This is a genomic window from Mycobacterium kansasii ATCC 12478, assembly GCF_000157895.3.
GTDB lineage: Bacteria > Actinomycetota > Actinomycetes > Mycobacteriales > Mycobacteriaceae > Mycobacterium > Mycobacterium kansasii.
This window is the reverse complement of the sequence record NC_022663.1, coordinates 429076-455915: the sequence shown is the minus strand read 5'-3', so window position 1 is coordinate 455915 and position 26840 is coordinate 429076. Positions and strand designations below refer to the sequence as shown.

Sequence of the window (26840 nt, the reverse complement as noted above, 5' to 3'; positions counted from 1 at the left end):
CTTTCATATGAACGCTTATTCGATTCGCGAACTTTATGAGTTCGCGCCGGATGTCATGCTGACTACAGTTTCTAAAGCGAACCCATTAATCGAGCAGGGCGCTCTAAATGAAGCCGAGTTTATCGATATGCGCCTTTCGCCGCAGCGCTCGCGCGCCGGAATTATCTTCGATATCCGATGGAGCGGTTTCGAGGATTCAAATACTGCTCTCGTCGTGCTAACGGGTGTCGGTAAGGTCGATTGGTCGAACGATGCCAGTCGCCAGTATCCGTGGTACTCCACACGAGGCTATTGGACACCGACAACGTCTAATATCCCTCCGCTGATCGCACCGAATGGTGGCGACATATGGGCAAGAGACGCGGATCGTCCCGGAACAGTTGCTGATCCAAGGGCGATGCCCGCCATTGAAAAATTGACCGAGTACGTCTTGAAGTTCGATTGGTTGTCCATGTCGGGACTAACCGCTCGGATCTACATCGGACACGTCGATGGCCTAGACGGCGCGCCGCCGGACATGACGGAGTTGTCCGATGCAGAAATAATCGCCGGATTCCCCCAGTGGGAATCAGTGATGGAGGTGCGCGAGCAGTACACGTATTCGCCATGAACGAGGCTCGTACGGCAAGACCCGATGGCTGCCGCGTCTGGCGAAAGTCTCACGAATCGCCAATATAAACCAAGGCAATCCGACCGTGCCCGGCGGTGGACAGAAGGGGGTGATCACCATGTATCCCCTGGCAGGGGGTAGTGGAGCAGTAGAAATTGGGCCGAACTGGACCTGGACACCACCATGGGTGAACAACTATGTCCCCATCAACTGATCCGGCAGAAGGGCAGCGACAGTTCGCCTCCGATGTGCTGCAAAAGTTGTTGCGGCACATCGTGATTAAGAACGCGGAGAATGCCGGGAGAGAAGCGCCGGGATACTACGTGTTCTTGGTTTCCCATGCGTGGACCGAAGGTCCCCTGATGTACCTGGTGTACCAGGCGTCACCGTCAGAAATTACTTGGGGCCTTGTCCGTGACACCAGGAAGTCCCTCATAGATCCTGGGCCGTGGACCGACTCTGATGATCCGGCGTTGTATTACTACCTCCTCGACCTTGAAGAGGGCTGGTCGGGTCCGGTTTGCGTTGAGCCGCAGGATGATCTAGACACCATCCACTGGCGAGGTGATCAAACCGAAGGCCTCCCCGAGCGTGTGTCAGACATTCCCAACGAGTATCGGCATACGCCGCCGCCGATACCTGCCCCGGAAACACCGCGCAATGAAGCCTCGCCGGCAGCCAATGAACCCCGGCGTTACGCAAATCCGCTGTAGGCGTGTCGACAACGGCGCTGTCGGCGCTCTACTCCAAACTGGCCCGACCCGGTGTCTGAGACCTAAACGGTGGTGCTGAGCGCTTCCAATGCGCCGAGTGCGTCCGCGGCGGCTCTCTGTACCGCCTTAAGCTGGCTGCCGACACCCGGCCCGTCGCCACGAATTTCGGCAACCACCGCCGCCGCCATTGCACGGCGTTCGGCTCGCGCGTACGCCTGTTCAATGGCGATGATCGTGCTCACCTGCGCCACAACGCTATCCAAATCTATAAACAGCGCGTCGAGATCGCGCATCTCCCTGCCGGTGTTGGTTTTCGCGCGGCGGGCCCGCCATAGTGCAACCAGGCGCTGATAGACGGGCTCACGGGCCGCACGCACACCGTCACCGAGCGGGCCATAACTGAGTTGCTCGCCCGGCTGTCGATCCAGCAGATAGCGCACCGCGATCATCAGCTCACCGGCGGCGCGAAAATCAGTCGGCACCTCTCCGCGTAATCGCCGTGCGACGTCTGCGCGGATCACCTCGATCGGCGCGCTCGGATCAACATCCTCCGCCACCAGCGTGCCGTGCGCCGAGACGCGGATCGCCTCGGCAACCGCTCGGTGCACCGCGTTGCGTCGTGCGGCGACAACCGTTGTATCGTCGCGTATTTCGGCGATGACTGCGGCCGCCATCGCCTGCTGCTCGGCCAATACGTAGGTCCGCTCAACCTCTGCTGCGGCGATGGCCGCCAACAACACATTCAGTACGTCACGTAGCAGTGCCCGCACGTCACGTTGACCAGCGAGCCACTGTTCCCGTCGTGCTTCGAGCACCTCACGGCGGGCATGCCACAGCCGCGTCAGGTGTCCATACAGCTCGGCGCGGGCCGTCTTCAGGGCCTCGTACAGCACGCCTTGCGCGATAGTGGCCGGCCGCGGCTCTATGTCGAGCTGAATAACGGCGTGTAGCAACTCGAATGCCGCGCGCTCGTCCGCGAACACTTCGCCGGGCATCACCACCGATGGTTACGTCAAGCACTCGCTGGGTCGCATCGACAAGGTTGGACATCGCAATTCCTGCCGCGTTGGCCGCGGTTGCATTCTTGGTCGCGATGACCGCATTCACTGCGGCAACTTTTGATTCTGTTGACCCCTGACCGGAAATGATCTGGTCAATCTCCTCGTTGCCCGACTTCGCAATTTCTTTCAGTCGGTCACGCAAATGATTCACCGCGTCCGCGACACGATCACTCTGCTCACTTTTAACCTGGCACTGGTGAGCAATCGTGGTGAGACGTTGCTCGCCACGCCAATACCGATCCAACAAATCCTCAGCAGTTCGACCCTGATTGACTCCCAACTGCGTCCGCCTGTCGGGCAGATCGCTGGCCTCGTTGCGTTTGACCGCCCCTGCATTGCTCCGATAGGTGACCGCAGATGTCACCGCGACCGGTCGTCCGCACCACCACGGGCACACCAATACGGCCGACCACTTGCCCGGCGGAAGGTCAGCCGGCACCGCACAAGGCCTTCATGCGTGCGTCCTTTGCATTTACGTCATCAGCCGCTGACTGCCAAGCCACCGTGTCACGCTCCACCGCCAGTGCGGTTGCGTTGCCATACGCTTCAGCCAGCGCAAGTGCGGATGTGCGATCGGTGGCAGTCAGAGCCGCGGTTGAATCAACTGTCCTTTCAAGCATCGCTGCCGCATTGACGGTGGCGATGTTTGCGAGCGCCGTGCTGTCGCCATTTGTTGCGACCTGGACCGAACGCGCTGCAACTCTGTACACGTCACATAACTTCTGGTGCGCGGCGGCGATTTTGGCGGCGGTGTATGTCGGCGATGCTGTCGTGGCCGGTGCTGCGGCTGGGCTGCTGGATGTCGGGCGCGTCAAAGCCACGATCAAGGCTGCAGCGCTCAGCACTATGGCCACGATGCCGATGCCCGCTAAGGCTGCCAGCGGCCAGCTGCGTGAGCGTGGTGCGAGCTGAACGGGATACGGCGGTGTCCACTGCGGTGCGGGCGGCTGGTTAGTCGTCACCTCAGTAAGGTTATTCGCGCTGTCGCGCTTGCGCACTCCACTGCGTATCGGCAGCGTCCGGTGTCGATGATCGCTGCGCCCATAGCGGTGACATTGTGGTCGGGGTATGCGGTCAGTACTGATTGGCGGATTTCTGTGGTCTTGTCGCGTAGTAGTTCGGCTTCGTTGTCGGGGACGCCGTATTTGCGGACGGCGGCGATAGCGACGGCTTGGGCGACGCGGGGTAGTCCGTCTTGGCGGCGGACGTGGTCGATTAGGGTTGGCCCGAGTTCGTCGATGGTGGGTGCGGTGCGTGCGGTGCGGTCGCCGCTGAGCGCGGGGGCGTCGGGTCCGGCTTCGCTGATGTAGGCATGGGGGTGGTGTACGGCTGCGACCGTGACGGCGCCGAGCAGATCTTCAACCGTGGCGTCGCGGCGTCGGGTGGCCGGTTCAAGCAGGGTCAGGTGAGCAGGCAGTCGAACATGTGGGGGTATCCAGCCGCCTGCGAGGTCGGTGACCAGCAGGGTGGTTCGCGCGTCGTCGCGTAGCCCGGCGGCCCAGGAGAGGGCCGGTTCTTGGCGGGCTACCGCATCGACGATGCGCCGCAGGCGTTGCTGTTCTGCTGTTCGCCGCCCGGTGTCGCCAGCGGCGGCGCCCGCGGCTGCGGCTACCGTGGCGCCGGTTAGTGGTGCGGAGGCGCTGGTTGTTTGGTTCTGGGCAGCGGCTTGGCTGGTGGACTTGGCTACCGGTGATACCAGTGAGCTGCCGGCCGAGGGTGATGATGAGGCGGAGGCCGCCACGGCCGCACCCGAGACGGGCCCGGTCGGCGTCGGTGGTGCAACTGGTGGGGTGACGACGGGTGGGCGCAAGTCGGCGCCGTATGCGGGCAAGGGGCCGGCTGGCGTGGCACTGACCGGTGCGACGGGTGCGGGGGTTTGGCCGCTGGTCATCATCGGTGCAACTGAGGTCATGGTGGTATCGGCCGGGGCTGATAGCACCGGGGCCGGGCTGGCAGCCGCCGCGCCTGCGTCGGGAACATGCGGCACAACCGGTGTGCTGGCCGGGATTGTCGGGGTGCCCGCCATAGGTGGGGCAGTAGGCGGTGTTGCCGGTGAAAGTGGTTGGGTGGCCGCATGCAGCGCACCCTCCGACAGGGACTGGGTACCCGCGGCCGCCGGCGCGCCAGTCATCATGCCGGTCGTGAACGACTGGCTCAACGACTGCGGTGACAGCGGTGCGGTTGCGGCCGCCGGTGATGCTGGCGCTGAAACGCCTGGCACCGACGGACTACCGATAGCGGGGGCACCGGGCAGCGGCGTGGGGAAGACGTTAGACATCGCCGGAGCGCCAGCCTCCGGCCGATCACCGCCGAAGGCCAGCATTGTTTGCGGCATAGGCGTTCGGTCTTGCAGCAGCGGCAACTGTTCCGGCGTCGGCCGATCATGGCCGAACGCTGGGGTTGGCGGCGGCATGGCTTCTCCTTGGGCAGGCATGTCGGGTGCGGGCCGATCACCGCCGAATGCGGACGTCTCTGAAGACTTCGAAGCAAGCGAATTTTTCAAATCTTCAACGCTCAGCGGCCGAGTCGGCCGGGGACCGTCAAGGTTCACGTCGTGGTCGCGCAGCCATTCGCGTGCGTCCTGACCCGTGGTTGCGCTGAGCACCTTTTGCATCGCATCGACGATGTGCGACGTCGCAATATCACCAGCACATGAAGCTCTCGCGTTTGACTGCTCGATAACTCGGTTTACCGCTGCAACTTTGGCTTCGATAGACCCCTTGTCAGAAAGGATCCGTTCGATCTCGTCATTGCCTGACCGGGCGATTTCACTTAGCTGATCGCGCAAGTGGTTCACCGCATCCGCGACAAGATCACTCTGGGCGCTCTTAACCTCGCATTGGCTCGCAATCGTGGTCAAACGCTGCTCGCCACGCCAATACCGACCCAACAAATCCTCAGCAGTTCGCCCCTGATTGACCCCTAACTGTGATCGAGCGTTGTGCAGGTCGCTCGCCTCGTTGCGCTTGAATTGCCCGGCCTGGCGCTGGCCTGACCCCGATCGGTTGGTCCATGGCTTATGAGAGTCTTGCAGCCCACACTGTGGGCAGGAAGGCTCAACAAGATCATGGCAACAAGGAAGCGGCATAGCCCCGAGCAGATCGTGCGCAAGCTGACGCTGGCGGATCGGCTGTTGTCCGAGGGCAAGGACACAGCGGCAGTGTGCCGCGAGCTGGGTGTGTCGGAGGCGACGTATCACCGATGGCGCAATCAGTTCGGTGGTTTGAAGGCCGAGGATGCCAAGCGCCTGAAGGACCTCGAGCGCGAGAACGCAACGCTGAAGCGGCTCTTGGCAGATGCCGAGTTAGAGAAGGCTGCACTCAAGGAGATCGCGCGGGGAAACTTCTAGGCCCGGAGCGTCGGCGGGCAGCCGTTCGTCACCTCCAGCGTGTGCTGGGGGTCAGCGAACGGTTCGCCTGCCGCGTGACCGGGCAGCATCGGGCCACCCAACGCCACGAACCCGCCGCCGAGACTGCCCAGGACCCCGATGCCGGCTTGCGGGCCTGGCTGCGCCGCTACGCCAAAGACCATCCGCGGCGTGGGTTTCGGCCCGCTTATCACGATGCCCGCGCTGAAGGTTGGCAAGTTGACCGGACCCCGTGAACTGGTCCACGGCGAACGAGAGTCGTTCATTGGTGGGTGCAGGTGGCAGCGTAGTGGGCGGGGGCTTGGTAGCCCAAGGCAGAGTGCCGCCGGTGATGGTTGTAGTCATGTTTCCAGTCGCTGATGACCACGCGGGCCTGGGCTAGAGACCAGAAGCTGTTGATGTTGAGGCATTCGTCGCGGATGCGGGAGTTAAATGATTCGACGTAGCCGTTTCGCCAAGGTTCACCGGGCGGGATAAAGTGCAGCCCGACGTGACCGTCGGCCCAGTCTGCCATTGCCGCACAGGCTAATTCGGGTCCGTTGTCACATCTGAGCACGTTCGGATAGGTACCGCGTTGAGCGGCGATGCGGTCAAGTTCGTCGATGAGGTCCTCGCCGGTGATGCTGCGGTCTACCTTGTCGCCGAGACATTCGCGGGTGTACTCGTCGATGATCGAGACGATCTTGAACGGGCGCCCATCGGTAGTGGAATCGAACTGAAAGTCCACGGCCCAGACCCGGTTGGGGGTGACCGGACCCCGTGAACTGGTCCACGGCGAACGAGAGTCGTTCATTGGTGGGTGCAGGTGGCAGCGTAGTGGGCGGGGGCTTGGTAGCCCAAGGCAGAGTGCCGCCGGTGATGGTTGTAGTCATGTTTCCAGTCGCTGATGACCACGCGGGCCTGGGCTAGAGACCAGAAGCTGTTGATGTTGAGGCATTCGTCGCGGATGCGGGAGTTAAATGATTCGACGTAGCCGTTTCGCCAAGGTTCACCGGGCGGGATAAAGTGCAGCCCGACGTGACCGTCGGCCCAGTCTGCCATTGCCGCACAGGCTAATTCGGGTCCGTTGTCGCATCTGAGCACGTTCGGATAGGTACCGCGTTGAGCGGCGATGCGGTCAAGTTCGTCGATGAGGTCCTCGCCGGTGATGCTGCGGTCTACCTTGTCGCCGAGACATTCGCGGGTGTACTCGTCGATGATCGAGACGATCTTGAACGGGCGCCCATCGGTAGTGGAATCGAACTGAAAGTCCACGGCCCAGACCCGGTTGGGGGCATCGGCGCATACCTCGGGCCGGGCGGTGGAGCTACCGCGTCGTTTACGGCGCCGCCGCTGCGGCACGCGCAAGCCTTCCTCACGCCAGAGCCGTTGCACCTTCTTGTGATTGACTTGCCAACCTTCAGCGCGGGCATCGTGATAAGCGGGCCGAAACCCACGCCGCGGATGGTCTTTGGCGTAGCGGCGCAGCCAGGCCCGCAAGCCGGCATCGGGGTCCTGGGCAGTCTCGGCGGCGGGTTCGTGGCGTTGGGTGGCCCGATGCTGCCCGGTCACGCGGCAGGCGAACCGTTCGCTGACCCCCAGCACACGCTGGAGGTGACGAACGGCTGCCCGCCGACGCTCCGGGCCTAGAAGTTTCCCCGCGCGATCTCCTTGAGTGCAGCCTTCTCTAACTCGGCATCTGCCAAGAGCCGCTTCAGCGTTGCGTTCTCGCGCTCGAGGTCCTTCAGGCGCTTGGCATCCTCGGCCTTCAAACCACCGAACTGATTGCGCCATCGGTGATACGTCGCCTCCGACACACCCAGCTCGCGGCACACTGCCGCTGTGTCCTTGCCCTCGGACAACAGCCGATCCGCCAGCGTCAGCTTACGCACGATCTGCTCGGGGCTATGCCGCTTCCTTGTTGCCATGATCTTGTTGAGCCTTCCTGCCCACAGTGTGGGCTGCAAGACTCTCATAAGCCATGGACCAACCGATCGGGGTCAGGCCAAAGTCAATCACAAGAAGGTGCAACGGCTCTGGCGTGAGGAAGGCTTGCGCGTGCCGCAGCGGCGGCGCCGTAAACGACGCGGTAGCTCCACCGCCCGGCCCGAGGTATGCGCCGATGCCCCCAACCGGGTCTGGGCCGTGGACTTTCAGTTCGATTCCACTACCGATGGGCGCCCGTTCAAGATCGTCTCGATCATCGACGAGCACACCCGCGAATGTCTCGGCGACAAGGTAGACCGCAGCATCACCGGCGAGGACCTCATCGACGAACTTGACCGCATCGCCGCTCAACGCGGTACCTATCCGAACGTGCTCAGATGCGACAACGGACCCGAATTAGCCTGTGCGGCAATGGCAGACTGGGCCGACGGTCACGTCGGGCTGCACTTTATCCCGCCCGGTGAACCTTGGCGAAACGGCTACGTCGAATCATTTAACTCCCGCATCCGCGACGAATGCCTCAACATCAACAGCTTCTGGTCTCTAGCCCAGGCCCGCGTGGTCATCAGCGACTGGAAACATGACTACAACCATCACCGGCGGCACTCTGCCTTGGGCTACCAAGCCCCCGCCCACTACGCTGCCACCTGCACCCACCAATGAACGACTCTCGTTCGCCGTGGACCAGTTCACGGGGTCCGGTCAGCGCGGTCAAGCGCAACGAGGCCAGCGATCTGCACAACAGGCGAACGCAGTTGGGAGTCAATCAGGGTCGAACTGCTGAGGATTTGTTGGATCGGTATTGGCGTGGCGAGCAACGTCTCACCACGATTGCTCACCAGTGCCAGGTTAAAAGTGAGCAGAGTGATCGTGTCGCGGACGCGGTGAATCATTTGCGTGATCGACTGACAGAAATTGCGAAGTCGGGCAACGAGGAGATTGACCAGATCATCTCTGGTAGCGGATCAACAGAATCAAAAGTTGGCGCAGTGAATGCGGTCATCGCGACCAAGAATGCAACCGCGGCCAATGCGGCAGGAATTGCAATGTCCAACCTTGTCGATGCGACCCAGCGAGTGCTTGACGTAACCATCGGTGGTGATGCCCGCACATGGCTGCGCAAGCACGGCGTGAATCTCGACGGTCCCGCACCATCGCGGCCAATCACCGCCGAAGACTTGCAGTCGCCGTCGACAGCGCCGTCTGCAGCACCATTCAGCGGTGGGCAATTGGCACCTGCAACGCCGGCGGGTGAAGAAGCCTCGAAAGCATTGCCCGAAATCGCGCCATTCAATGGTGCTCAAATAGGGCCAGTTGCCCCGCCAGCGAGTGACAGCTCACCCAAAACACCCGCTCGAACGGCGCCATTCGCAGGTGCTCAAATGGCTCCAGCAGTCCCACCAACGAATACCATCACTCCGACGCCACCGCCCGGTGTTCCCGCTACCAGTGGCCCGTCGGTGCCAGGCGTTTCGTAGCCAGCATCACCGGCGGCCGCGGCTGCACCGTTGTCACCGCAGTCGTTGAGCCAGTCGTTTACGACCGGCATGATGACCGGCGCACCGGCGGCTGCCGGCACGCAATCCCTGTCGGAGGGCGCGGTGCATTCGGCCACCCAACCACTTTCACCAGCAACACCGCCTACTACCGCACCCGTGGCGGGGACCCCGACAATCCCGGCCAGCGCACCGGTTGTGCCGCATGTTCCCGACGCAGGCGCGGCGGCTGCCAGCCCGGCCCCGGTGCTATCAGCCCCGGCCGATACCACCATGACCTCAGTTGCACCGATGATGACCAGCGGCCAAACCCCCGCACCCGTCGCACCGGTCAGTGCCACGCCAGCCGGCCCCTTGCCCGCATACGGCGCCGACTTGCGCCCACCCGTCGTCACCCCACCGGTTGCACCACCGACGCCGACCGGGCCCGTCTCGGGTGCGGCCGTGGCGGCCTCCGCCTCATCATCACCCTCGGCCGGCAGCTCACTGGTATCACCGGTAGCCAAGTCCACCAGCCAAGCCGCTGCCCAGAACCAAACAACCAGCGCCTCCGCACCACTAACCGGCGCCACGGTAGCCGCAGCCGCGGGCGCCGCCGCTGGCGACACCGGGCGGCGAACAGCAGAACAGCAACGCCTGCGGCGCATCGTCGATGCGGTAGCCCGCCAAGAACCGGCCCTCTCCTGGGCCGCCGGGCTACGCGACGACGCGCGAACCACCCTGCTGGTCACCGACCTCGCAGGCGGCTGGATACCCCCACATGTTCGACTGCCTGCTCACCTGACCCTGCTTGAACCGGCCACCCGACGCCGCGACGCCACGGTTGAAGATCTGCTCGGCGCCGTCACGGTCGCAGCCGTACACCACCCCCATGCCTACATCAGCGAAGCCGGACCCGACGCCCCCGCGCTCAGCGGCGACCGCACCGCACGCACCGCACCCACCATCGACGAACTCGGGCCAACCCTAATCGACCACGTCCGCCGCCAAGACGGACTACCCCGCGTCGCCCAAGCAGTCGCCATCGCCGCCGTCCGCAAATACGGCGTCCCCGACAACGAAGCCGAACTACTACGCGACAAGACCACAGAAATCCGCCAATCAGTACTGACCGCATACCCCGACCACAATGTCACCGCTATGGGCGCAGCGATCATCGACACCGGACGCTGCCGATACGCAGTGGAGTGCGCAAGCGCGACAGCGCGAATAACCTTACTGAGGTGACGACTAACCAGCCGCCCGCACCGCAGTGGACACCGCCGTATCCCGTTCAGCTCGCACCACGCTCACGCAGCTGGCCGCTGGCAGCCTTAGCGGGCATCGGCATCGTGGCCATAGTGCTGAGCGCTGCAGCCTTGATCGTGGCTTTGACGCGCCCGACATCCAGCAGCCCAGCCGCAGCACCGGCCACGACAGCATCGCCGACATACACCGCGGCTGAAGTCGCGGGCGCCCATCAGAAGTTGTGCGAGATGTACAAAATGGCGGCACGTGCAGTTCAAATTGACACCCATGGCAACAATCCAGCGCTTGCAGCCACTGCCTTAGCTAACGGGGCGGTGATGCTCGTACAGGCGGTGAATGCCGCCCCTGCGCTCGCTCCCGGCGATCGCACCGCGGCGCTCATGTTGGCCGAGGCCTACAGTAGTACCAACGCAATGGGTAGCTTCTTGAATCGCGACGATCCGGCGCTTCAAGCAGCAATTGACGATGTCAATGCTAAAGACGCGAAAATGAAGGCCTTGTGCGGTGCCGGCTGACCTTCCGCCGGGCAAGTGGTCGGCCGTATTGGTAGGTCCGTGGTGGTGCGGACGACCGGATGCGGTGACATCTGCGGTCACCTATTGGAGCAATGCAGGGGCGGTCAAACGCAACGAGGCCAGCGATCTGCCCGACAGGCGGACGCAGTTGGGAGTTAATCAGGGTCGAACTGCTGAGGATTTGTTGGATCGGTATTGGCGTGGCGAGCAACGTCTCACCACGATTGCTCACCAGTGCCAGGTTAAAAGTGAGCAGAGTGATCGTGTCGCGGACGCGGTGAATCATTTGCGTGACCGACTGAAAGAAATTGCGAAGTCGGGCAACGAGGAGATTGACCAGATCATTTCCGGTCAGGGGTCAACAGAATCAAAAGTTGCCGCAGTGAATGCGGTCATCGCGACCAAGAATGCAACCGCGGCCAACGCGGCAGGAATTGCGATGTCCAACCTTGTCGATGCGACCCAGCGAGTGCTTGACGTAACCATCGGTGGTGATGCCCGGCGAAGTGTTCGCGGACGAGCGCGCGGCATTCGAGTTGCTACACGCCGTTATTCAGCTCGACATCGAGCCGCGGCCGGCCACTATCGCGCAAGGCGTGCTGTACGAGGCCCTGAAGACGGCCCGCGCCGAGCTGTATGGACACCTGACGCGGCTGTGGCATGCCCGCCGTGAGGTGCTCGAAGCACGACGGGAGCAGTGGCTCGCTGGTCAACGTGAGGTGCGGGCACTGCTACGTGACGTACTGAATGTGTTGTTGGCGGCCATCGCCGCAGCAGAGGTTGAGCGGACCTACGTATTGGCCGAGCAGCAGGCGATGGCGGCCGCGGTCATCGCCGAAATACGCGGCGATACAACGGTTGTCGCCGTACGACGCAACGCGGTGCACCGAGCGGTTGCCGAGGCGATCCGCGTCTCGGCGCACGGCACGCTGGTGGCAGAGGATGTTGATCCGAGCGCGCCGATCGAGGTGATCCGCGCAGACGTCGCACGGCGGTTACGCGGAGAGGTGCCGACTGATTTTCGCGCCGCTGGTGAGCTGATGATCGCGGTGCGCTAACTGCTGGATCGACAGCCGGGCGAGCAACTCAGTTATGGCCCGCTGGGTGACGGTGTGCGTGCGGCCCGTGAGCCCGTCTATCAGCGCCTGGTTGCGCTATGGCGGGCCCGCCGCGCGAAAACCAACACCGGCAGGGAGATGCGCGATCTCGACGCGCTGTTTATAGATTTGGATAGCGTTGTGGCGCAGGTGAGCACGATCATCGCCATTGAACAGGCGTACGCGCGAGCCGAACGCCGTGCAATGGCGGCGGCGGTGGTTGCCGAAATTCGTGGCGACGGGCCGGGTGTCGGCAGCCAGCTTAAGGCGGTACAGAGAGCCGCCGCCGACGCACTCGGCGCATTGGAAGCGCTCAGCACCACCGTTTAGGTCTCAGACACCGGGTCGGGCCAGTTTGGAGTAGAGCGCCGACAGCGCCGTTGTCGACACGCCTACAGCGGATTTGCGTAACGCCGGGGTTCATTGACTGCCGGCGAGGCTTCATTGCGCGGTGTTTCCGGGGCAGGTATCGGCGGCGGCGTATGCCGATACTCGTTGGGAATGTCTGACACACGCTCGGGGAGGCCTTCGGTTTGATCACCTCGCCAGTGGATGGTGTCTAGATCATCCTGCGGCTCAACGCAAACCGTGACCGCGCTCACTGAAATTCCCCACTGACGCTCATCGAAATTCCCCATCCCTGGGCTCCGCCGAGAAGGGCGGGCCTCCTTCGATGCTGCTGGTGTCTGAAGCCTGCAGCGCTGCCGAAGGAGGCCCGCTTTCTCATGCTCACACGGGAGGACGATGTGGAAGTACATGCCCTACGCAAACGTGGTTGGACGATCTCGGCGATCGCCCGCCATACCGGGTTTGATCGCAAGACGGTCCGCAAGTACCTGGACGGGGACGGCACGCCCGGGGTGCGTGCCCGACCGAGTCCGGATCCGTTCGATCCGTTCGTCGACTACGTCACCGCGAGGCTGACCGAGGACCCGCATCTGTGGGCCCGCGCCCTCTACGACGAGTTGGAGGAGCTCGGCTTCGGGTTGTCGTATCAGAGCCTGACCCGCAACATCCGCCGACGGGGACTGCGTCCGGCGTGTCAGGCGTGTCGCACGGCGACCGAACGTCCCAACGCGGTGACCCCGCACGCCCCGGGCCACGAAACCCAATGGGACTGGCTGGAATTGCCAGATCCACCTGCATCGGGGGGTGGGGTAAGACCGCGCATCTGTTGGTCGGCTCGCTCGCTCATTCGGGGAAGTGGCGAGCGGCACTGTCTGCGCTGGAGGATCAGCCGCACTTGGTCGCCGCGATCGACCACGTGGTGCGCGGCATTGGTGGCGTGAGCCGGGTATGGCGCTTTGATCGGATGGCTACCGTCTGTGATCCTGGTTCTGGGCGGGTGACGGCGTCGTTCGCGGGGGTGGCCAAACACTATCGCGTGGCAGTGGCGATCTGCCCGCCGCGGCGCGGCAATCGCAAGGGTGTGGTCGAGAAGGTCAACCACACTGCCGCACAACGCTGGTGGCGCACCCTGGCTGATGACCTGACCCCAGAGCAGGCCCAAGTCAGTGTGGACCGCTTCGCCGCGGTGCGTGGGGACACCCGGCTGCGCGCGACCGCTGACGGGCGGTCCTCGGTGGCCACCGTTGCCCAGGCTGAGCCGTTGGCATTGGTCCCGGCGCTGCCCTATCCGGTGATCATCTCCCAGACCCGCACGGCCTCGCGCCAAGCGTTGGTGTCCTACCGCGGTAACCGCTACTCGGTGCCACCGGAGTTGGCCGCCGCCCAGGTGGTAGTCAGCCATCCCGTCGGCGCACAGTGCTGCGACATCGCCACCACCAGCGGCATCGTCGTTGCCCGACACCGCCTGGCCGCCGACGCCCTCGGGGTGATGGTCCGTGACAGCGGCCATGTCATCGCACTGGATACGGCCGCCATGACGACCGCCACGACGGGGCGCCCGCATCGCCGCAAGGAACGCATCCCGCCCGGGCCGGCGGCCAGATCCGCCGCCGCACAACTGCTGGCCGGGCATGACACCGACCCATCAGTCAGCGAATCCTCCGCTGCATCAAATGAATCCACAGTCATCGACCTGTCCGTCTATGAGCGGGCAGCCCAGAAAAGGACCTTGAAATGACCGCTACCCCACGCACGCCGAAGACCAGCCGGGCCGCGAGTACCGAGTCGCCGGCTCAGTCGGCCAGTCGCTATCAGCAGCTGCGCTCGCATCTGGCCGAACTCAAACTGCACGCCGCCGCTGAAGCCCTGCCCGCCGTCCTGGATCAAGCCACCGTTGAGGGCTTGTCGTTGACCGTGGCGCTAGAGCGGCTACTGGCCGTCGAGGTCGATGCGAGCACCGCCCGACGGTTGGCTGGGCGGCTGCGCTTTGCCTGCCTGCCCACCCCGGCCACGCTGGCCGACTTCGATGTTGATGCCGCCGCCGGCATCGACCGCAAGCTGATCAATGAACTGGGGACCTGCCGCTACCTCGAATCGGCTACCAACATTTTGCTTATTGGTCCGCCAGGTACGGGAAAGACGCATTGTGAGTCTTGAGGGCGGACTCAATGGAGTCTCGGCGCCGCCGGTGGAAGGGTCGGTGTCGGTGACCGCGACTGACCCTAAAGACTCATTGGCCGCACCTCACGCGGGTAGTGCCCTTGCTTTGGATTTGTCGTCGCCGGTGACCGGCACCGGCCTGGCCCACCACGACTGGCCTGATCAGAAGCCTGGCCGACCCGATGCCGGGTCGTGCCTCATCACAGTCTTGCCGCACGGTGATCCCATCCAGGCCGGTGCCGACCTGATGCACCCCAATGATTGGAGAACACCGTGACACCCATGCTGACAGACAAGGTCGATTTCGTCATCGGCGTCGATACCCACCGCGACTCCCACACCGCGGCGATCGTCACCGCCGCCGGAGGATTGGTCGAGCGGCTGACGGTGGCGACCGACGCGTTCGGATTCCGTAAACTCGACACCTTCGCCGCCAAACATGCCACAGGTCGGCGAGTTTGGGCGATCGAGGGCACCGGCAGCTTCGGCGCTGGTCTGACCACACACTTGCTCGGACGCGGCGAATGGGTAGTCGAGATTGATCGCCCCGCACGCCCTGCCCGACGGGACGGCGCCAAATCTGATGACCTCGACGCCGTCCGCGCCGCACGCGAAGCATTGACGCGCGAGCACCTAGCAGCGCCCCGCGCTCGCGGCGACCGGGAAGCTATGCGAGTGCTACTCGCCGCGCGTGAGGGTGCAATCCTGGCCCGTACCAAAGCTATTGGGCAACTCAAGGCCATGATCGTCAACGCCCCCCAATCGCTGCGTGATCAACTACGACGCGGAACGACCGACGAACAACTCAACCGCTGCGCACGGCTGCGTACCCTGCCGTCACACTCAGTCGAACACCGCGCCACCGTCCGCGCCATTCGCGCTACCGCCCGGCGTGCTCTCATGCTCGAAGCTGAAGCCGCAGAACACGAAACCGAGCTCGAACTCCTCGTCACTGCCGCCTGCCCCCAGCTGCTCGACCGACCCGGCATCGGCGTCATCACTGCTGCGCAGTTCTTGATCTCGTGGTCGCATCGCGACCGCATCCGCAGCGAGGCGGCCTTCGCGTCCCTGGCCGGCGCCGCACCCATCCCAGCCAGCAGCGGCGCCACCGTGCGCCACCGACTCAACCGCGCCGGTGACCGCCAACTCAACCTCGCACTGCACACTGTTGCACTGACGCGCTTGCGGTTCGAGCCTACGACAAAGGCCTACGCCGCCCGACGCACTGCAGAAGGCAAGACGCCCCGAGAGATCAAACGATGCCTCAAACGCGCTATCGCCCGCGAGGTCTACCGGATCATGCAGACCGACGCCGCATCAATCACCACCATCGAAACGGCGGCTTGACAGACATAGAAGCATCCTGTCCGTCGGACTAGCCAGGGCGGCAGCGTACTCGGGGTATCGGACCTATTTCACTACCGCCGCGGATCTGGCCGCCCGCTGTCATCGTGCAGCCATACAAGGCCGTTGGGCCACCACCATGCGGTTCTTCGCCGGGCCGACGCTGCTCGTCATTGATGAACTTGGGTATTTGCCGCTGCCCGCCGAGGCCGCTTCAGCGTTGTTTCAGGTTGTCTCCCAACGATATTTGAAATCCAGCATCGTGATCACCACCAACCGCGGCGTTGGGGCCTGGGGCGAAATCCTCGGCGACACCACCGTGGCTGCAGCCATGCTCGACCGCCTCCTACACCGCTCCGTGGTCATCAACCTCGACGGCGAGTTATACCTGGCCTGACCCCGATCGGTTGGTCCATGGCTTATGAGAGTCTTCAGCCCACACTGTGGGCAGGAAGGCTCAACAAGATCATGGCAACAAGGAAGCGGCATAGCCCCGAGCAGATCGTGCGCAAGCTGACGCTGGCGGATCGGCTGTTGTCCGAGGGCAAGGACACAGCGGCAGTGTGCCGCGAGCTGGGTGTGTCGGAGGCGACGTATCACCGATGGCGCAATCAGTTCGGTGGTTTGAAGGCCGAGGATGCCAAGCGCCTGAAGGACCTCGAGCGCGAGAACGCAACGCTGAAGCGGCTCTTGGCAGATGCCGAGTTAGAGAAGGCTGCACTCAAGGAGATCGCGCGGGGAAACTTCTAGGCCCGGAGCGTCGGCGGGCAGCCGTTCGTCACCTCCAGCGTGTGCTGGGGGTCAGCGAACGGTTCGCCTGCCGCGTGACCGGGCAGCATCGGGCCACCCAACGCCACGAACCCGCCGCCGAGACTGCCCAGGACCCCGATGCCGGCTTGCGGGCCTGGCTGCGCCGCTACGCCAAAGACCATCCGCGGCGTGGGTTTCGGCCCGCTTATCACGATGCCCGCGCTGAAGGTTGGCAAGTCAATCACAAGAAGGTGCAACGGCTCTGGCGTGAGGAAGGCTTGCGCGTGCCGCAGCGGCGGCGCCGTAAACGACGCGGTAGCTCCACCGCCCGGCCCGAGGTATGCGCCGATGCCCCCAACCGGGTCTGGGCCGTGGACTTTCAGTTCGATTCCACTACCGATGGGCGCCCGTTCAAGATCGTCTCGATCATCGACGAGCACACCCGCGAATGTCTCGGCGACAAGGTAGACCGCAGCATCACCGGCGAGGACCTCATCGACGAACTTGACCGCATCGCCGCTCAACGCGGTACCTATCCGAACGTGCTCAGATGTGACAACGGACCCGAATTAGCCTGTGCGGCAATGGCAGACTGGGCCGACGGTCACGTCGGGCTGCACTTTATCCCGCCCGGTGAACCTTGGCGAAACGGCTACGTCGAATCATTTAACTCCCGCATCCGCGACGAATGCCTCAACATCAACAGCTTCTGGTCTCTAGCCCAGGCCCGCGTGGTCATCAGCGACTGGAAACATGACTACAACCATCACCGGCGGCACTCTGCCTTGGGCTACCAAGCCCCCGCCCACTACGCTGCCACCTGCACCCACCAATGAACGACTCTCGTTCGCCGTGGACCAGTTCACGGGGTCCGGTCATACCGACTACGCGACCACCAAGCGGCCGCACAAACCCTCCGCAGAGCCGCCACCGGCACCCAACCAACTACACTGAGCCCTGCTCACAGGTGAGGAATTTCGGCGAGCACACCTGAGGATTTTCGATGAGCGCGATCAGGCGCGTTGATCGACGGCGGGGGCGGGGCAAATGATGCGGAGGACTTAGCACTCGACGACGTTGTGCCCGAAGCCTTCTCGCCGACATTCGACCCACACCCGACGGGTGCCAAGCACACGGTCAGGATGATCGACGCCGCTACCAATAACGCTGCGGCGCTTGCCTTTCTCATGCGTTCGCGCTTGGCGAGGGCCAGCCAGGAGACGCCGGCAGGGTCGGGAAGAACGACCGGACATATTCCTGCCCGGGTACCAAGTCGCGGTGGGGGGGTGCCTTCGCGACACAGGTATCTTCGTTTTCGACAACATCCGGCCACTCCGACCCGATTCCAGATCGGGCGAAATACCCGCCCTGGTGGCTGGTGATCCTCCAACCGACGAAAACATCGACCGACGGCGCGCGCGCCGGCCCCTGCTGGGCGGGCAGCGGCGGCCCCGGCTTGGCAGGAGCGGTCATGGTGATCCGCATCGCCGCGATACCTGTATACGGGGACGGCCCTGCAACATGCGGGCGGACCCATCCTTGGTCAGATTGTTCGGCAGCGCCGAACATGTATTCGCAGACAATGACTGTGACGTCACGACCAGAGGTTGTCACAGACAAGATATGGTCCTGCTGCGTGCCCAACCACGGCGGGTCCGGCCGACCGTCGGTCCGTGGCCACAAAAACTGTGTGCCGATCGGATCGTGGATGGACTTGTTGGGATCAACCGACTGCCGAAATCCCGGATACAGATACTTGTCATCGCGTGTAGCGGAGGCCAGCGTGTACGACTCGGTGTAGGCGCGCACCACCACCGCAGGCCACGCGGTCACGTCGATACCGGGTTCAGCCGTCCACACCATGGTGAAATTGTCCAGCGCCGCAGGCCAGCCCGCCGGCGGCGCCGCAGACGTACTGGTCGAACCTTGAGCCGAGCGCCCACCCGAACCGCATCCACCGACCAACAGCACACCAACTGTCAACAACGCTGCGATTGTTCGCAACTCGAGACGGATTCGCATCACTTCCTGCCCTGATCGGGGTGCGGAACACCAACAATATCGTCGTAGCGGCTGACCAACCCCACATCCGGGGAGAAGCGCTCGCTGGGCGGCCTGGGTTCCAGCGACTGCGACAAAGCGGGACCAATCACGCTGTTGTATTGACCGGCCGTAACACCCAGTTCTTCCGGCGTCGCGATTCGACCATTGGGGTGGTCGTGGTCATAGACGATGTAACCGGGCGGCAGTCCGGCGACTGTGTGTCCTGTTCCGAGCATGGCGTTGAGGATCTCTTGGTCGGCCATACCCAAAGACATGGGCTGTATCGGATTTTCGGTCGGCGCAGTCGGGGTCGGACCGAGGACGGCGTTTTCCAGGTTGTGGCCCAGGATGCCGATCGTAGGACCGGCGATGCGGCCGACCCCGGGGATAAAGCCACCTGCTGTGGTGAGACCTTGCAGGCCCGTTTCATACGCCGATTTCTTGGACTGATATTCCGAGACGCCCTGGTGATACCCATTGTCCTCGTTGGCTTGAAACGCATTGTGTGTGCCGACGTCGACCAACGCTCGCAAAGTTGCGGCATCATACAAATGCTGGTCGTAACCCGAATGGGTGGGGTCGTTGGCAAAGGCAGCCTCGTGAAGCACAGCCTGCGCGTAGGCCTGGCCGTTAAAGTACTGGGCGGCCTCCTTATCGCTGCTCAGCACCGAGAAGACACCCTTGGCCACCGGCAGCGCACCCGACATCGTGTGGCCGTCCAGCGGATCACCGAATCCCGGTAATCCCCCCGATGTGCCGGCGATATTGTTGACATAGGGCCCCAGCCCATGAGCCATATCGCGGACCAAATTCGGGTTCACCTGGCCAAGGGTGTGGTTTCCCGGAAGATGCAGCAACTCCTGGTCTGTGCCGATGTACGAACTGTAGACGTGGGCGGTTTCGGCGGCGATCCCTTCCTCCGGCCCCTGGACCACCGCCGGATCTCCAGTCCACGAAAACAGGGATCCAACACCTTGGCCGTTGTCTTTCCAGTAATGGTGGGTGATGTTTTGCAGGAACTTGTCGCCGTCGGCGCCGGTGATGGTGTCATGCACCACCTGGTGATCCGGCGAGACCGCCGAGAGGACATTGGACACCGTGGGATCCAAAGCGGGATCGCGTTCGACGTTTTGGCCGCGGCTGGCGGGGTCGATATGCCAGATCGGCGTATCCATCATGACCGATGCCTTGTGGATCATTGCGCGATCCAACTCGGTATTCGTCTGAAAGCGCTTGTCCCCGTCCTTGACGATACCGGCGATCTCGTTCATTTGATGCGTGAATAGCACTCCCGGCGAGTTCAACGCTTGCTGGACGCTTTCAGGCAATTGCGTGACGCCGCCTTTAACCGTGTCGGAACCCTGCTTGGCGCCAACGGTTAACTGAGTCTTCGGGAAGCTGATATTCGGATTGCTCATCAGCTGCCAGGAATTGGCGATCATGCCCCTTTGCGCGCCCAGGCGTTGCTCCGCGGTCGTGAGCGCGTCGACAGACATGCCGTGTTCTTGAGCTTGCAACTGACTCAACACTGAGGCCTGCTCGGCAGTCAACGGAACTTTCCCGGCCAACTGATCGGGGGTAATGGAACCCAATACAGCATTGACCCGCCCAGCCGCACCTTGGTCACCAGCAAGCGCATCATGGACGTCTTGTTCAGCTTGGTCTGGCGTCTCGGGTTCGTGGTTGTCGACGCCCCAAATTCGAGAAGGGTCGTAGCCGTCGACAGCCAGATTTTTCTCCGCGGTTCTCAGGGAGTTTGAATACCCGTCGCGAATCGAATGCAGCTCAGCCAGGCCAGTCTGGGTGTCGTCAATCGCGTCCTGTTCGCACGTGTGAATGAAAGCATCCAGTGTCGCCCTGTCCTCTGCGGTGAGCTGAGGGTTTCTCTCGAGCGTCACCGCCTGGCCGATTTCGTCATCGAGTTGCTGCAGCTGACCCTCTAGTCTTGCGATCTGCCCGCTTGCGGATCGTTGTGCCTCGGCCAAGGCGGCCGCGATGTTTTCCAGGTCCACCCCGATCTTGGGTAATTGCAAGGACTGGGCGCCCAGCGACTGGGTGACGCGCTGCACCTCAGCTGAATCATTGATCGGATGCTCGCCGTTCTCGCGATTCCAGGCTGCCTCGAAGCGGCGCCGCGCCAGATCGAAAGCAGCGTCAGCCTCGGCGGTGCACCGACCTGCCGCATGAAACGCCTCCGCAAGACCCGAAATCTGCGCCGGACGCCCGGCTTGGAGGCTCTGATTGATCGCCCATGGATCACCACCGGCTTCAGCGATCAGCAGCGGGACGCTTATGTAGCGAAGCTGCACCGCACCCTCCGTGGTTTTGGGTTATCCATTTCGGTGAGAAACGTAGTCGCGTCCACCGTGTGGCGCCGAGCACGGTAGCGACCCTTCAGAAGCTACCGGGCTACCTGCGGTGCACATCGCATCGGGCATGAACCACAAAGAAGCCACGCGCGAATTCTGCCCTACTGCACGGGTTGTCGCCATTCACGCCTGAGAACCGACGTATGGAGGATTGGCCGTCTCGCCCAACGGGGGGCGATGTTTCGGCGGCCGTGGCTGTCCTCGATGTCGCCGCGATCCGGTAGGCGCTGGAGTGCGCGCAGGCAGCAGCAGGAATAACCTCACTGAAGTGACGACCTTCCCGCCCACGACTGGTCAATGGACGCCAACCCATCCCAGACAGCCCGGGACAGGCTCGCGCGTTTGGCACACTGTGGGCTTGGCCATCGCCATTGTGCTGGGCGCGGCGGCCTTGATCGTGGCATTCACTCGCCCTACTACGAGCGGAACAACGGCACGCCCGGCAACGTCCGCCCCGCCGACCTCCACAGCCGCTGAAGTCGCCTCCGCGCACCAGAAGTTATGTGAGGTGTGCAAGCTGGCGGCGCGTGCAGTGCAAATACAAACCAATGGCGACAACCAGGCACTCGGAGTCGCTGCACTCGTTAACGGCGCGGTAATGCTGCAACAAGCGGTCAATGCCGTTCCGGCTCTTGCACCTACCGATCGCGCCGCCGCGCTTGCGTTGGCAGAGGCCTACACCAACACCAATGCAATTGGCAGCTTTTCGCAACGCGACGATCCCCAGTCACAGGCAGTCCTCGATGACGTCAATACCAAGGACGCGCGGTTGAAGGCCGTGTGCGGGGGCGGCTGATCTGCGACCCGGCAAGTGGTCGATGTTGCTGGTTGGTGCGTGGTGGCCGGTGCGCCCTTACGCGCCCGCGGCCGGGGTGTAGTACTGGCTCCAGGCGGGGAAAGTCAAGCGCTGACAGCCAAGCTGACCGGACCCCGTGAACTGGTCCACGGCGAACGAGAGTCGTTCATTGGTGGGTGCAGGTGGCAGCGTAGTGGGCGGGGGCTTGGTAGCCCAAGGCAGAGTGCCGCCGGTGATGGTTGTAGTCATGTTTCCAGTCGCTGATGACCACGCGGGCCTGGGCTAGAGACCAGAAGCTGTTGATGTTGAGGCATTCGTCGCGGATGCGGGAGTTAAATGATTCGACGTAGCCGTTTCGCCAAGGTTCACCGGGCGGGATAAAGTGCAGCCCGACGTGACCGTCGGCCCAGTCTGCCATTGCCGCACAGGCTAATTCGGGTCCGTTGTCACATCTGAGCACGTTCGGATAGGTACCGCGTTGAGCGGCGATGCGGTCAAGTTCGTCGATGAGGTCCTCGCCGGTGATGCTGCGGTCTACCTTGTCGCCGAGACATTCGCGGGTGTGCTCGTCGATGATCGAGACGATCTTGAACGGGCGCCCATCGGTAGTGGAATCGAACTGAAAGTCCACGGCCCAGACCCGGTTGGGGGTGACCGGACCCCGTGAACTGGTCCACGGCGAACGAGAGTCGTTCATTGGTGGGTGCAGGTGGCAGCGTAGTGGGCGGGGGCTTGGTAGCCCAAGGCAGAGTGCCGCCGGTGATGGTTGTAGTCATGTTTCCAGTCGCTGATGACCACGCGGGCCTGGGCTAGAGACCAGAAGCTGTTGATGTTGAGGCATTCGTCGCGGATGCGGGAGTTAAATGATTCGACGTAGCCGTTTCGCCAAGGTTCACCGGGCGGGATAAAGTGCAGCCCGACGTGACCGTCGGCCCAGTCTGCCATTGCCGCACAGGCTAATTCGGGTCCGTTGTCACATCTGAGCACGTTCGGATAGGTACCGCGTTGAGCGGCGATGCGGTCAAGTTCGTCGATGAGGTCCTCGCCGGTGATGCTGCGGTCTACCTTGTCGCCGAGACATTCGCGGGTGTACTCGTCGATGATCGAGACGATCTTGAACGGGCGCCCATCGGTAGTGGAATCGAACTGAAAGTCCACGGCCCAGACCCGGTTGGGGGCATCGGCGCATACCTCGGGCCGGGCGGTGGAGCTACCGCGTCGTTTACGGCGCCGCCGCTGCGGCACGCGCAAGCCTTCCTCACGCCAGAGCCGTTGCACCTTCTTGTGATTGACTTGCCAACCTTCAGCGCGGGCATCGTGATAAGCGGGCCGAAACCCACGCCGCGGATGGTCTTTGGCGTAGCGGCGCAGCCAGGCCCGCAAGCCGGCATCGGGGTCCTGGGCAGTCTCGGCGGCGGGTTCGTGGCGTTGGGTGGCCCGATGCTGCCCGGTCACGCGGCAGGCGAACCGTTCGCTGACCCCCAGCACACGCTGGAGGTGACGAACGGCTGCCCGCCGACGCTCCGGGCCTAGAAGTTTCCCCGCGCGATCTCCTTGAGTGCAGCCTTCTCTAACTCGGCATCTGCCAAGAGCCGCTTCAGCGTTGCGTTCTCGCGCTCGAGGTCCTTCAGGCGCTTGGCATCCTCGGCCTTCAAACCACCGAACTGATTGCGCCATCGGTGATACGTCGCCTCCGACACACCCAGCTCGCGGCACACTGCCGCTGTGTCCTTGCCCTCGGACAACAGCCGATCCGCCAGCGTCAGCTTACGCACGATCTGCTCGGGGCTATGCCGCTTCCTTGTTGCCATGATCTTGTTGAGCCTTCCTGCCCACAGTGTGGGCTGCAAGACTCTCATAAGCCATGGACCAACCGATCGGGGTCAGGCCAGCCCCTGCATTGCTCCAATAGGTGACCGCATGTGTCACCGCATCCGGTCGTCCGCACCACCACGGGCCCACCAATACTGCCGACCACTTGCCCGGCGGAAGATCAGCCGGCACCGCACAAGGCCTTCATACGTGCGTCCTTGGCAATTACATCATCGATCAAAGCCTGCCCCGCTGGATCGTCTCGACTGGTGAAGCTACCCACAGCATTAGCGTTGGTGTAAGACTCAGCTAGTGCGAGCGCGGCGGCGCGGTCGGCGGGTGCAAGCGCCGGAGCTGCACGTATTGCCTGTTCCAACATGACCGCGCCGTTAACGGTCGCAGCGACTGCGAGCGGTTGGTTGTCGCCACTGGTGTGTATCTGCACTTCTCGCGCCGCCAGTTTGTACACGTCACATAACTTCTGGTGCGCGGCGGCGGTTTCGGCGGGGGTGTATGGCGGCGATGCTGTCGTAGCCGGTGCTGCGGTTGGGCTGCTGGATGTAGGGCGCGTCAAAGCCACAATCAAGGCTGCAGCGCTCAGCACTATGGCCACAATGCCGATGCCCGCCAAGGCTGCCAGCGGCCAGCTGCGTGAGCGTGGTGCAAGCTGAACAGGGTGGCGCGGTGTCCACTGCGGTGCGGGCGGCTGGTTAGTCGTCACCTCAGTAAGGTTATTCGCGCTGTCGCGCTTGCGCACTCCAGTGCATGTCTGGTGTCGGTGATAGCTGCTGCAATATGCAACAGCGGTGACGTCTTGATTGGGGTATGCCGTCAGCGGCCATCGTCGCATCTGGTCGCCCACCATCACGGACCCACCAAATACTTTCGACCACTTGCCCGGCGGAAGGTCAGCCGCCGCTACACACAGCCTTCATGCGCGCATCTTTGGCGATGACGTTATCCGATGCCGAACGCCATGCCGGATCATCACGACCCCTGGCAAAGCTAGCCACAGCCGTGCTATTGCTGTAGGCCTCAGCGAGCTCGAGTGCGGCGGCCCGGTCGCCCGGTGCCAACGCCGGCGCAGTGTTGACCGCTTGCTGTAACATCTGCGCCCCGTTCACTGTGGAAATGTTTGCCATGGCCGGGTCATCACCGTTGGTTTCAATCTGAACCGCCCGCGCTGCCAGCTTATAGACGTCACATAGCTTCTGGTGCGCTGCGGTGGTTTCCGCAGCGGTGTATGTTGGCGGCGCCATCGTCGTTGGTGCTACGGCCCGACTGCCGTTTGCTGGGCGCACTAGTGCCACAATCAATGCAGCGGCGCTAAGTATGGCGGCGACAGTGGCTAGCACTACCGTTGGCCAGGTCGCGGAACGCGGTGTCGTCTGAGGTGCATATTGCCGTGTCCACTGCTGTGCGGGCGGCGGGTTAGTCGTCACGTTAGTAAGGTTATTCGCGGATTCGTCTCAGCGCACTCCAGCGTTCGCGCAGCCAAGCATTATGAATCGCCCTGGAAATGCCGGAGGCTCCAGACCTTGGAAACGAGGATGGAGTCATGCCGAAGGAACAGGTGCCTGGAAAGCCGACATCGCGTCGGTATAGCCCGGAGGAGAAAGCCGCCGCGGTCCGGATGGTGCGTGCGTTACGCGCTGAGTTGGGCACCTACCATGGCACGGTGTACCGCGTAGCCCGCCAATTGGGCTACGGCGTGGAGTCGGTCCGGTCCTGGGTGCGCCACGCCGACATCGACGATGGTTATGCACCCGGGGTGTCCACCGCCGAGGCGCAACGAGTCAAAGAACTCGAGCAGGAAGTGCGAGAACTTAAGCGCGCCAACGAAATATTGAAACGAGCGGCCAGTTTCTTCGGGGCGGAGCTCGACCGCCAACACAAGAAATAGTGGCCTTCATCGACGCCCAGCGCGGCGAGTTCGGGGTCGAGCCCATCTGCACCGTGCTGCGCAGCGCAGGAGTGTCGGTGGCCCCGAGCACCTACTACGACGCGAAAACTCGCCCACCTTCGGCGCGGGCCTGTCGAGACGCCGTACTCGGCCCGGCGCTGCGCCAGCTCTGGGAGGACAACTACTGCGTCTATGGGGCTCGCAAGCTGTGGAAGGCTGCCCGGCGAGCTGGCCACGACGTGGGCCGTGACCAGGTGGCCCGGCACATGCGCGCCGCCGGCATGGTCGGGGTGCGCCGCGGCAAACGCGTCAAGACCACCAAACCCGACCTGACCGCCGGCCGCCATCCAGACTTGGTCCAACGCCAGTTCACTGCTGCGGCCCCGAACCAGTTGTGGGTCAGCGATCTGACCTTCGTGCCGACCTGGGCGGGGGTCGCCTACGTGTGCTTCATCCTCGATGCCTTCAGTCGAATGATCGTGGGGTGGCGGGTGGCCTCTCACATGCGCACTATTATGGTGCTCGATGCGATTGAGATGGCCCGCTGGTCTCGGGGAAAGCTATTGCCGGGCTTGATATCTCACTCCGATGCGGGATCGCAATTCACGTCCATCCGCTATGGCGAACGCCTTGCCGAGATCGGCGCGGTCCCGTCCATCGGCTCGATCGGGGACAGTTTCGACAATGCCCTGGCCGAGACGGTCAACGGCTACTACAAGGCCGAACTGATCTACGGACCGGCTCGTACCGGACCCTGGAAGACCGTCGAAGACGTCGAACTGGCCACCCTCGGGTGGGTGCACTGGCACAACACCAGCCGCCTACACGGCTACCTCGGCGACATCCCACCCGCAGAGTTCGAAGCCACGTTCTACGCTACGAAACGGACCGATCAACCCCTGGTCGAAATCCAATAGCCCGAGCCTCCGGGAGAACCAGGGCGATTCAGAGCGCCCCAGCGGGGATGCTGCCGTCGCATCTGGCATATCTGCGCCTCGACCTCAGCGGACAGTTTGGACGGACTCCTATGCGGTCGGCGTGACCGATCAATGAGGCCGGTCATGCCCTCTTCCTTAAACCGCGTCCGCCACGAGTCCAGCGACTGGCGCGTCGTGCCGTAGCGCAGCGCCACCTCGCCGATCGGCGAGCCACCGAGCACCTCGCATACCGCCCGATACCGGTACTCCACCAACGCCTGCTGATCCACGAACCCGCCCACTCCGCCACCGACAAAGCCGGAGGGAACAAGATCATGAACAACGCCGAAACGTCAAGCGTCTCT

General features: G+C 63.1%; 17 protein-coding genes, 12 pseudogenes and 1 other annotated feature. Of the genes and pseudogenes, 16 read left to right on the top strand and 13 right to left on the bottom strand.

The genetic code is table 11. The features are described 5' to 3' along the window. Nucleotides 1–7 precede the first annotated feature (7 nt). Entirely contained in the window at nucleotides 8–610 is a 603-nt protein-coding gene (locus MKAN_RS30200; RefSeq protein WP_133163583.1) for a hypothetical protein, read from the top strand. A 197-nt stretch (nucleotides 611–807) separates the two neighbouring features. Beyond that, the gene (locus tag MKAN_RS29180) at nucleotides 808–1323 is read left to right on the top strand and encodes a hypothetical protein (RefSeq protein ID WP_080673982.1); all 516 of its coding nucleotides are present in this window, start codon (nucleotides 808–810) and stop codon (nucleotides 1321–1323) included. A gap of 62 nt (nucleotides 1324–1385) precedes the next feature. Here the strand turns inward: MKAN_RS29180 and MKAN_RS30195 are convergent, their stop codons facing one another. From MKAN_RS30195 to MKAN_RS30185, 4 genes and pseudogenes are all read right to left on the bottom strand, one after another. Continuing rightward, complete coding sequence (locus MKAN_RS30195; protein ID WP_042313208.1) at nucleotides 1386–2318, bottom strand: hypothetical protein; 933 nt, start codon at nucleotides 2316–2318, stop codon at nucleotides 1386–1388. Beyond that, nucleotides 2299–2823 (bottom strand): annotated as a pseudogene (locus MKAN_RS31615) (DUF5631 domain-containing protein); the annotation flags it as partial. The pseudogene MKAN_RS31615 and the gene MKAN_RS30195, both read right to left, overlap by 20 nt. Next, complete coding sequence (locus tag MKAN_RS30970; protein WP_080674187.1) at nucleotides 2813–3265, bottom strand: hypothetical protein; 453 nt, start codon at nucleotides 3263–3265, stop codon at nucleotides 2813–2815. The gene MKAN_RS30970 and the pseudogene MKAN_RS31615, both read right to left, overlap by 11 nt. Before the next feature lie 77 nt (nucleotides 3266–3342). Then, nucleotides 3343–5370: pseudogene (locus MKAN_RS30185) on the bottom strand (DUF5632 domain-containing protein); the annotation flags it as partial. Nucleotides 5371–5451: 81 nt separating this feature from the next. On the opposite strand from MKAN_RS30185, the pseudogene MKAN_RS31370 reads away from it, so the two are divergent. Next, nucleotides 5452–5975: pseudogene (locus tag MKAN_RS31370) on the top strand (transposase); the annotation flags it as partial. A gap of 38 nt (nucleotides 5976–6013) precedes the next feature. On the opposite strand, the pseudogene MKAN_RS01995 reads toward MKAN_RS31370, so the two are convergent. Further along, nucleotides 6014–6496 (bottom strand): annotated as a pseudogene (locus tag MKAN_RS01995) (integrase core domain-containing protein); the annotation flags it as partial. 44 nt (nucleotides 6497–6540) lie between these two features. Beyond that, nucleotides 6541–7658, bottom strand: a protein-coding gene (locus MKAN_RS01990) for an IS3 family transposase (protein ID WP_129111949.1) whose coding sequence is annotated in 2 segments (ribosomal slippage) — nucleotides 6541–7391 and nucleotides 7391–7658 — 1119 coding nt in all. Because the reading frame shifts where the segments join, the coding sequence is not laid out codon by codon here. Between the two features lie 82 nt (nucleotides 7659–7740). On the opposite strand from MKAN_RS01990, the pseudogene MKAN_RS01980 reads away from it, so the two are divergent. From MKAN_RS01980 to MKAN_RS01920, 11 genes and pseudogenes are all read left to right on the top strand, one after another. Then, nucleotides 7741–8340, top strand: a pseudogene (locus tag MKAN_RS01980) (IS3 family transposase); the annotation flags it as partial. 47 nt (nucleotides 8341–8387) lie between these two features. Then, nucleotides 8388–10400 (top strand): annotated as a pseudogene (locus MKAN_RS30950) (DUF5632 domain-containing protein); the annotation flags it as partial. After that, nucleotides 10397–10936 carry a hypothetical protein gene (locus MKAN_RS28575; RefSeq protein WP_023364650.1) on the top strand — a complete coding sequence of 180 codons (540 nt, stop codon included), beginning with the start codon at nucleotides 10397–10399 and terminating at the stop codon, nucleotides 10934–10936. The pseudogene MKAN_RS30950 and the gene MKAN_RS28575, both read left to right, overlap by 4 nt. Further along, nucleotides 10926–11450 (top strand): annotated as a pseudogene (locus tag MKAN_RS31610) (DUF5631 domain-containing protein); the annotation flags it as partial. The gene MKAN_RS28575 and the pseudogene MKAN_RS31610, both read left to right, overlap by 11 nt. After that, a complete protein-coding gene (locus MKAN_RS30175) occupies nucleotides 11431–11994 on the top strand; it encodes a hypothetical protein (protein WP_129111946.1) in 564 nt (187 codons plus the stop codon). The pseudogene MKAN_RS31610 and the gene MKAN_RS30175, both read left to right, overlap by 20 nt. Nucleotides 11995–12048: 54 nt before the next feature. Beyond that, nucleotides 12049–12363: a hypothetical protein gene (locus tag MKAN_RS28565; protein ID WP_023364648.1), complete on the top strand. Its 315-nt coding sequence runs from the start codon at nucleotides 12049–12051 to the stop codon at nucleotides 12361–12363. Between the two features lie 395 nt (nucleotides 12364–12758). After that, nucleotides 12759–14119, top strand: a pseudogene (locus MKAN_RS01945) (IS21/IS408/IS1162 family transposase). Next, nucleotides 14116–14526: pseudogene (locus MKAN_RS01940) on the top strand (ATP-binding protein); the annotation flags it as partial. The pseudogenes MKAN_RS01945 and MKAN_RS01940, both read left to right, overlap by 4 nt. A gap of 297 nt (nucleotides 14527–14823) precedes the next feature. Continuing rightward, nucleotides 14824–15888, top strand: coding sequence for an IS110 family RNA-guided transposase (locus MKAN_RS01935; RefSeq protein ID WP_023364643.1), 1065 nt, complete (start codon nucleotides 14824–14826; stop codon nucleotides 15886–15888). A gap of 16 nt (nucleotides 15889–15904) precedes the next feature. Further along, nucleotides 15905–16273: pseudogene (locus tag MKAN_RS01930) on the top strand (ATP-binding protein); the annotation flags it as partial. Between the two features lie 80 nt (nucleotides 16274–16353). Further along, nucleotides 16354–17471 (top strand): IS3 family transposase gene (locus MKAN_RS01920; protein WP_122443431.1). Its coding sequence is split into 2 segments (ribosomal slippage): nucleotides 16354–16621 and nucleotides 16621–17471, totalling 1119 coding nucleotides; the frame shifts between segments, so codons are not numbered across the junction. A 349-nt stretch (nucleotides 17472–17820) separates the two neighbouring features. Here MKAN_RS01920 and MKAN_RS01915 read toward each other — a convergent pair. After that, nucleotides 17821–18657: a hypothetical protein gene (locus MKAN_RS01915; protein WP_023364639.1), complete on the bottom strand. Its 837-nt coding sequence runs from the start codon at nucleotides 18655–18657 to the stop codon at nucleotides 17821–17823. Continuing rightward, on the bottom strand, nucleotides 18657–20987 hold the full coding sequence (locus tag MKAN_RS01910) for a putative alpha/beta hydrolase (RefSeq protein WP_023364638.1): 2331 nt from the start codon (nucleotides 20985–20987) through the stop codon (nucleotides 18657–18659). Before MKAN_RS01910 ends, MKAN_RS01915 begins: the two co-directional genes overlap by 1 nt. Before the next feature lie 328 nt (nucleotides 20988–21315). Here MKAN_RS01910 and MKAN_RS01905 point away from each other — a divergent pair, with 328 nt between their 5' ends. Further along, nucleotides 21316–21843: a hypothetical protein gene (locus MKAN_RS01905; protein WP_080673980.1), complete on the top strand. Its 528-nt coding sequence runs from the start codon at nucleotides 21316–21318 to the stop codon at nucleotides 21841–21843. 166 nt (nucleotides 21844–22009) lie between these two features. Here the strand turns inward: MKAN_RS01905 and MKAN_RS01900 are convergent. The 4 genes and pseudogenes from MKAN_RS01900 to MKAN_RS01880 form a co-directional block, all read right to left on the bottom strand. Beyond that, nucleotides 22010–22492, bottom strand: a pseudogene (locus MKAN_RS01900) (integrase core domain-containing protein); the annotation flags it as partial. Nucleotides 22493–22536: 44 nt separating this feature from the next. Next, a protein-coding gene (locus MKAN_RS01895) for an IS3 family transposase (protein ID WP_129111949.1) occupies nucleotides 22537–23654 on the bottom strand; the annotation gives its coding sequence in 2 pieces (ribosomal slippage) (nucleotides 22537–23387 and nucleotides 23387–23654; 1119 coding nt in all). Between the two features lie 182 nt (nucleotides 23655–23836). After that, nucleotides 23837–24376 (bottom strand): hypothetical protein, encoded by a 540-nt coding sequence (locus tag MKAN_RS01885; protein WP_080674186.1) that lies wholly within the window; start codon nucleotides 24374–24376, stop codon nucleotides 23837–23839. Nucleotides 24377–24563: 187 nt separating this feature from the next. Continuing rightward, nucleotides 24564–25097 carry a hypothetical protein gene (locus tag MKAN_RS01880; protein ID WP_080673978.1) on the bottom strand — a complete coding sequence of 178 codons (534 nt, stop codon included), beginning with the start codon at nucleotides 25095–25097 and terminating at the stop codon, nucleotides 24564–24566. Nucleotides 25098–25213: 116 nt separating this feature from the next. On the opposite strand from MKAN_RS01880, the gene MKAN_RS01870 reads away from it, so the two are divergent. Then, nucleotides 25214–26475, top strand: a protein-coding gene (locus MKAN_RS01870; RefSeq protein ID WP_103802187.1) for an IS3 family transposase whose coding sequence is annotated in 2 segments (ribosomal slippage) — nucleotides 25214–25517 and nucleotides 25517–26475 — 1263 coding nt in all. Because the reading frame shifts where the segments join, the coding sequence is not laid out codon by codon here. Beyond that, nucleotides 25513–25644: a sequence feature (AL1L pseudoknot), on the top strand. (Overlaps the previous gene by 132 nt.) 32 nt (nucleotides 26476–26507) lie before the next feature. Here MKAN_RS01870 and MKAN_RS29120 read toward each other — a convergent pair. Then, nucleotides 26508–26765 (bottom strand): annotated as a pseudogene (locus MKAN_RS29120) (helix-turn-helix domain-containing protein); the annotation flags it as partial. Nucleotides 26766–26840: the final 75 nt, after the last annotated feature.